The 6,760-nt window shown below is 45.8% G+C and carries 5 protein-coding genes; 1 reads left to right on the top strand and 4 read right to left on the bottom strand.

Annotation, left to right across the window (positions count from 1 at the left end; translation table 11 throughout):
- Nucleotides 1-102: 102 nt before the first annotated feature.
- From typA to RMO84_RS10430, 3 genes are all read right to left on the bottom strand, one after another.
- Entirely contained in the window at nucleotides 103-1,893 is a 1,791-nt protein-coding gene (gene typA, locus RMO84_RS10420) for a translational GTPase TypA (RefSeq protein ID WP_310488397.1), read from the bottom strand.
- Between the two features lie 238 nt (nucleotides 1,894-2,131).
- Complete coding sequence (locus RMO84_RS10425) at nucleotides 2,132-2,773, bottom strand: response regulator (RefSeq protein ID WP_310488398.1); 642 nt, start codon at nucleotides 2,771-2,773, stop codon at nucleotides 2,132-2,134.
- A 23-nt stretch (nucleotides 2,774-2,796) separates the two neighbouring features.
- On the bottom strand, nucleotides 2,797-3,627 hold the full coding sequence (locus RMO84_RS10430) for a DUF928 domain-containing protein (RefSeq protein WP_310488399.1): 831 nt from the start codon (nucleotides 3,625-3,627) through the stop codon (nucleotides 2,797-2,799).
- Nucleotides 3,628-3,784: 157 nt separating this feature from the next.
- Here RMO84_RS10430 and RMO84_RS10435 point away from each other — a divergent pair, with 157 nt between their 5' ends.
- The gene (locus RMO84_RS10435; protein ID WP_310488400.1) at nucleotides 3,785-5,713 is read left to right on the top strand and encodes a CHASE2 domain-containing protein; all 1,929 of its coding nucleotides are present in this window, start codon (nucleotides 3,785-3,787) and stop codon (nucleotides 5,711-5,713) included.
- A 139-nt stretch (nucleotides 5,714-5,852) separates the two neighbouring features.
- On the opposite strand, the gene RMO84_RS10440 is transcribed toward RMO84_RS10435, so the two are convergent.
- On the bottom strand, nucleotides 5,853-6,760 hold a 908-nt coding region (locus RMO84_RS10440), incomplete at its 5' end, for an opacity family porin (protein WP_310488401.1).

Below are 6,760 nucleotides of genomic sequence, written 5' to 3' on the forward strand. Positions count from 1 at the left end.
CTACATTTCTATTATGCCAGAGCGGACTTACCCCGACTGGCAACCCAAAAGAAAAAGCCCGCTGTTGCGAGCCTTTCAATTCTTAAATTAAATTAGCGATATCTAGCGTCTGGCTAATTTCTTAGAAATCTTCCGCAACCGAATCGATTGGGGAGTAACTTCTACTAATTCATCACCGCTGATGTATTCTAGAGCGCGTTCGAGCGTCATATCGATCGGTGTTTTGAGCTGTACCAATTCTTCCCCACCAGAAGCACGGTGGTTGGTTAATTGTTTGCTCTTACAGATGTTCAGTTCGAGATCTTGAGGGCGGTTATTTTCGCCGACGATCATTCCTTTATACACCTTAGTACCAGGCTTGATAAAGAACGTACCGCGATCTTCCGCACCCATGAGCGCGTAGTCAGTAGCAGTGCCTTCTTCAAAAGAAATCAAGACACCATTCCGACGAGCGGAGATATCACCACAGGTCGGACGATATTCGAGGAAACTGTGATTCATAATCCCAGCACCGCGCGTCATCCGCATGAATTCACCACGGAAACCGATCAAACCGCGCGCGGGGACGACGAATTCCAGGTTGGAACGACCGTTCATTCCCACGACCATATCTTGCATTTCACCCTTGCGCTGACCGAGGCGTTCGATACAGCTACCGACGGATTCTTCAGGGACATCTAATGCGAGCAATTCAAATGGTTCGCACTTAGCACCGCCAATTTCGCGGTAGATTACTTGCGGCTGGGAGACTTGGAATTCGTAGCCTTCGCGACGCATATTCTCGATCAAAATCCCGAGGTGAAGCTCACCCCGTCCGGCGACGGCAAATTTGTCTGCTTCGTCGGTTTCTTCGACGCGGAGAGCGACGTTAGTTTCCAACTCGCGGAATAACCTGTCGCGAACTTGACGCGAGGTGACGTTTTTGCCTTCGGTACCGGCAAACGGCGAATCATTGACACAGAAGGTCATCTGCAAGGTTGGCTCGTCCACATCGATCAATGGCAATGCCATTGGCTCGTTCGGACAAGTAATGGTTTCACCGATATTGGCATCGGCAAAGCCAGTCACAGCGACGATATTACCCGCAGTTGCACTCGGAATCTCGATCCGTTTCAAGCCGTCAAAGCCCAAGAGCTTGGTAATCCGGCCTTTAGAGATCGAACCATCGCGTTGGATCAGCGCGGCTTGTTGACCCATGGTAATGGTGCCGTTGTGGATCTTGCCAATCACGATCCGACCGAGATAATCGGAATAATCGAGGGTAGTTACTTGCAATTGCAAGGGCTTATCAGAGTCACCGATTGGGGGTGGAACGTGACGCAAGATCGCCTCAAACATCGGTACCATGTCGGTACCTTTGGTTTCCATATCATTTTGGGCATAACCACCCATCCCCGAAGCAAATAGGTGCGGGAAGTCGCACTGGTCGTCATCAGCACCGAGTTCGAGGAATAAGTCTAAGACTTTATCCACCGCCGCATGGGGCGATGCTAGTTCGCGATCGATCTTATTGACAACCACGATCGGGCGCAAGCCTTTCTCTAGGGCTTTTTTGAGCACGAAGCGGGTTTGGGGCATCGGGCCTTCATTGGCATCGACGATCAAGATACAGCCATCGACCATGCCCAGTACGCGTTCGACTTCACCACCGAAGTCCGCGTGTCCGGGGGTATCGATAATATTAATTAATGTTTCTTTGTAGCGGACGGCTGTATTTTTGGACAGAATAGTAATGCCGCGCTCGCGCTCGATGTCGTTGGAGTCCATTACACAAATCGGCACTTCCTCACCTTCGCGGAAAACACCAGATTGTTTCAAAAGGGCATCAACAAGGGTCGTTTTACCGTGGTCTACGTGCGCGATGATGGCTACGTTGCGAATGGGAATGCTCATAAATTGGGGAGTTAGGACTCTAGTACGATCCGATCTAAGCGATAGAAACTTACGAATCTTTGTAAATATCTATGAATAATTGTAGCCGATCGCGGTTGCTATTGCTGACGGCGATTGGGCGGTAATTTGGGTAGTGGCCGATCGAGAACTGGAAGATCGAGATTGCTTGCACTGTTTGGCACCTGAAATTTCGCTTGCGCGGATGCTTTACCAAACCGACCTGGTAATCAGAACGGCATCAATCAATTAAGCCGACCTCTCGCGCTCTATTCAACGTCAAGATTCGCAAATTGAGATTGTCCCGATCGATTTCCAAGACATCCTGCACCTTTGTCCAATAATGCCGGACTGCACGTTCTGTGACATTTAATTGTTCTGAGATCGCTTTATCTGGCAAGCCGCGATCGGCAAATTGCAAGGTGCTCAACCATTCGGGTTTAAGTTCTAAGCCTTTCCTAATTTCTTTGGTAAGCGTAATACCTTCGATCGCATACTGCATTCGGCGGCGCACTTCTGTCGGCTCTGCGGTTTTATCCGCGATCGTAAAGCCACCGCGATGATTGTCGATCTGATGCTTTAGTTGCACCAATACTTTCAGATTGCTGCTGTACACCATGAGATTTAGGTCGGGATACAGCTTCATGATTTTGCGTAATAATGCCAATCCTGTTTCCGATCGAGCGGGATCTTTATTATCTTCTGGTATGGATAGATCTGCTAAAACCAATTGCCAATCTCGATCGGTATTTGCTAACTCTCGATCGGCGACGGATGCAGTGCTAGCAGTAGTTATAGTGGCAGCAGGAAATTGCATCTCAACTAGCTGCTTGATGCTACTTAACATCAAGGGATGGTCGTCAATAATTAAAATGTTTGCCATGATTCGATCTGAATTTATGAAAATTATTTTATTTTGACTAACTCACAACATTTAATTACATTGGCAGTGACGATTTTTTCCGATAAATCTCGATCGATTGAGTTTTCATCGGTTGCTAATGTATAGTTGACATCTTTAGATTCAAAAAACAAAGATCTTAGATCTGTAATAAACTGACTCTGCGGCGGCTGTTGTCGCCCCAAAATTAATTCATCTAATAATTCATGCCAGATCCCATTTTTAGCATAGGATCGCCATCGCTGCTGGGAGTTGTCGATCGATGCTAGCTGTGAATTTGTCTCTTTCTGGAGATATCCTGCTAAAGTTTGGGGTTTATTACAACCAGCTTGCTGATAATTAAATTCCCATTCATAGTTACCTGCTCTCAAAGCTCGACCTGGATATTTTACTTTCAGTAGTCCAGTTTCAAGTTTTCGATCTTTGGGCAATATTTGTGCGCTCCAAGTTGTGCGATCGCCAGGATTGTGCGACGGAAATACAGTGAATTCGATCGATTCGACCTCACGGTTACTGGCTCCTAAATAAAACCATAGGGTCGGACGATCTGAAATGGTGACGCCGAGATGAGATCGAGGTATCAGTGCCACAATCTCGGTACCACAGCCTCTACTCCCAGCTACTTTAGTGCGCCGCATCCCACTCCGATTCTCTGTCGATCGACCTGGGCTATTATTACTATTAAAAACAAAGATTAATTTATCAGCGGGAGAGATCGATCGATCCGGTTTTTTAGGACTGGCTGTTGCCGGGTAAATATCGATCGGTACGCTGACAATAGCTGTAAATATCGTCAAAACCGTAATAATTAGCCAGAAGTTATATTGCTTGGTCATTTTATCTCGATCTCAACTTGAGAATTAGGTTCGATCTCATCGTCACCGATCGATTCCGATCCAGATAAGGGTAGAAAACGATCGTGTAACTTGCTTAAAATACCCGTGACAAAAGCGAACGAAAGCTCGATACTCAAAGAGTCACTATTATCGATCGATGTCATATCTGCGTTTCCTCCAATCTAGCTACCCAAAAATTCGCTACTTAAGCTATTTTCTCATACCGTTATGCTTAACGATCGGTTTGCGAGCGAGTGGTGCAAGCAAACAATGGGATCTACTAGCACTCGATCTCCTCTTAAGGATGCGTCCGGCTGAATCGATCGACAATTGCATTACCATTGTAACGATCGATGAAACAGATCTAGCAAATTCACCCATTGGCGTAGTCTCCCCAAACGAGAATCGCAATAGTATTACCGATCGAACTTTAGCCCAGGCAATTAATCTCATTACAGCAGCTAAAGCTAGTGTTGTTGGTGTCGATCTGATTCGGGATGGCGCGATCGATCCGCAGTTAATTGCGGCTTATCGAGAGCGCGAAAATGTCATCGGTTTGGCGAAAATATTACCCCCTGATGAATTAGCCGCACCGCGAGGATTGCCACCCGATCGGATCGGCTTTGGAGATTACGAGCCGGATCTGGATGGTGCTGTGCGTCGGGCTACTTTGGCAGTTTTTAAAAAGGATCGATTGGCTTTAGATCTCCCTAAATACTCCTTTGCTTTTCAAATCGCACGGCTGTATTTAAGTCAATACAGTAGCAAAATCCAGATCGCGCCCGATCGATTAAATTTAGGACTGCACTCTATTTATCCACTCGAAAGTAGCAATAGCTTAGATCGATCTAAATATTTCGATATCATCATAAATTATCGTCAGGCTTATCCGGCTTTTAGAACTGTCAAATTAGCCGATCTGCTTGCTGGTAAGATTCCCAATCTCGAAAATCGCATAGTCCTAATTGGCTATACTGCAACGACCAAGCAAGATTTTGTAAATACGCAGGTCATTCATAATCCTGAAATTAATGGCAATATATATGGTGTTGAGTATCATGCTCAGATTGTCAGTCAACTAGTTATGACTGCCTTAAATGAGCGAAACTCAATTCAACCCGTGCCGATTTGGGGAGAATGCTTGTGGATACTTATCGCTACTAGTGGCATTGGAATCGCGATCGCCAAACTAAAATTCAATACAAAACTTTGGCATGTTCTAGTAATTGGACTAGGATATTTCGCAGGCATTATCTTAATTGTCTACTTGTTATTTTCAATTGGTTGGTGGCTGTCGATCGGGTTAACATTCTCAGCAATCCTCATAGTTTATCTACCTATCATCATCTCTTTCTATCAACGCGAATTATCATTACTGACGATCGATTGCCAACGATCGCAAGCTATCTCAGAAACTTTTAATGCTATTCATAATGGCCCATTGCAAGAATTAAGCCTCTTGTTGCAAGCAGTCAAAGCTGGGACGATCGATCTACCCGATATCGATCGCAGTTTAGGCAACCTCAACCAGCAGATTCGGACTATTGGCGAGGCTTTGCAAATTAATCTCGTTGGCGGAGCCTCGCCTCTGGCGAATCGAGATGTTAAAGCTTCAGAGATATTAGTACTAGGCAATGGCAATTGCCTGAACATGAATATGCCTTTGAATGAAATCTTGTATTTAGTAGCCGATAAAGTTGTCTACGGCGATCGTCATCCGAACTTAATTAACTTGAAAATCAAAGTTATTGATTTTCAAGAGGTGCCAAACGAACATAGTTTGAGTGTCGATCTCCAACGTCAATTATGTCAATTTCTAGAAGAAGCGATCGGCAATGTCGATAAATATGCCCAAGGTGCAACTAAACTACAACTGATCGGCAAAGTCATCGATGATGTCTATCGACTCAGTATTGAAAATAATGGCTGCGGGCAAATTTCCAGTCGGATCGGATCGGGGACAAAACAGGCGCAACTTCTAGCCAAGATCTTGAATGGTAAATTTCAGCGGCATTATAATTCTGCTGGTGACGGTGTAATTTGCTCGATCGAGTGGAATTTCAGACATTGCCGATCTAGGGTATGATTTACCTTTAAAATTTAGAGTAGGGGCAATTCATGAATTGCCCCTACTCTAAATTTCAGAGATTCCCTTCTAACTGAGTAAAAAGCAGCAATATTGAATTGCTGCTCGTATTTTCCACCTGTTTTGTTAACCGAGCAATTTAAAATCTGTAAGCCGCACGAATCCCAAAATCTAACGAGCTACCACCACTAGCAGAGCGAGCAAAATCGCTAACGCTACCATCAATGATCCCGTAAGTACCAGAAACATTGGTGTTCCGAGAGAAGTTGTAAGTGAGATTAGCACCAATCGTTAAATCGTTGGAAATGGCATAATCAGTACCCAAAACTAAACCAATTTTAGTTTCGCGGACATCTAAATTAGAACCTGCTAAATCGACACCATTAATCGTGGCGGGACCAGATGCCGAAGCAAAAGAAACTTTGGGGCCGATATAAGCTGTAGATTTACCTTCTGAGTCGAGCTGAAAATCATAGGTAGCTGCCAAACCAAAGGAAGCACCGCGAGTCAGTCTGCTGCCGATCGATCCAGCCGGGATGGTGATTCCTGCGGGAATGACACTGCCAGCAGGTACGGTTGTGCCAGCAGGTAAAATCAGACCGGCGGGAATTGTTGTGCCAGCCGGCACGCTAGTACCAGCCGGAACGATCGTACCAGCGGGAATTGTTGAGCCAGCAGCAAATGTCCTACCGCCCAAAACAATTGTTGTTGGCGTTGTCACGTTAGTAGGTACCGTCAGTGGCACATCTAAAGTGAAGGGGCCAGACAGTGCTGGTGCGACAATCGAAGTAGGGGTCGTAAATGCGGTAGGATTCCGCAGGGGGCCAGTCGTGGTGTAGGTGACATTCTCTACGGCAGTACCGTTGCCGCCAAAGAAAATTTCTGGGCGCAGTGAAAAGTTTTTGGAGATGCCAATTTTGCCTTGAATACCGATGCTCGTGCCGTTACCAAGCTGAATTGCTAAACCCGCATCGTTAGTTTTTTCCTGGGCTTGAGCGGTGGTAGCTGCCAGCAGGCTTGCAGCTAACATGCCGGTGAGTAGTGAGG

The organism is Chamaesiphon sp. VAR_69_metabat_338 (assembly GCF_031423935.1).
In the GTDB taxonomy this organism is placed as follows: Bacteria; Cyanobacteriota; Cyanobacteriia; order Cyanobacteriales; family Chamaesiphonaceae; genus Chamaesiphon.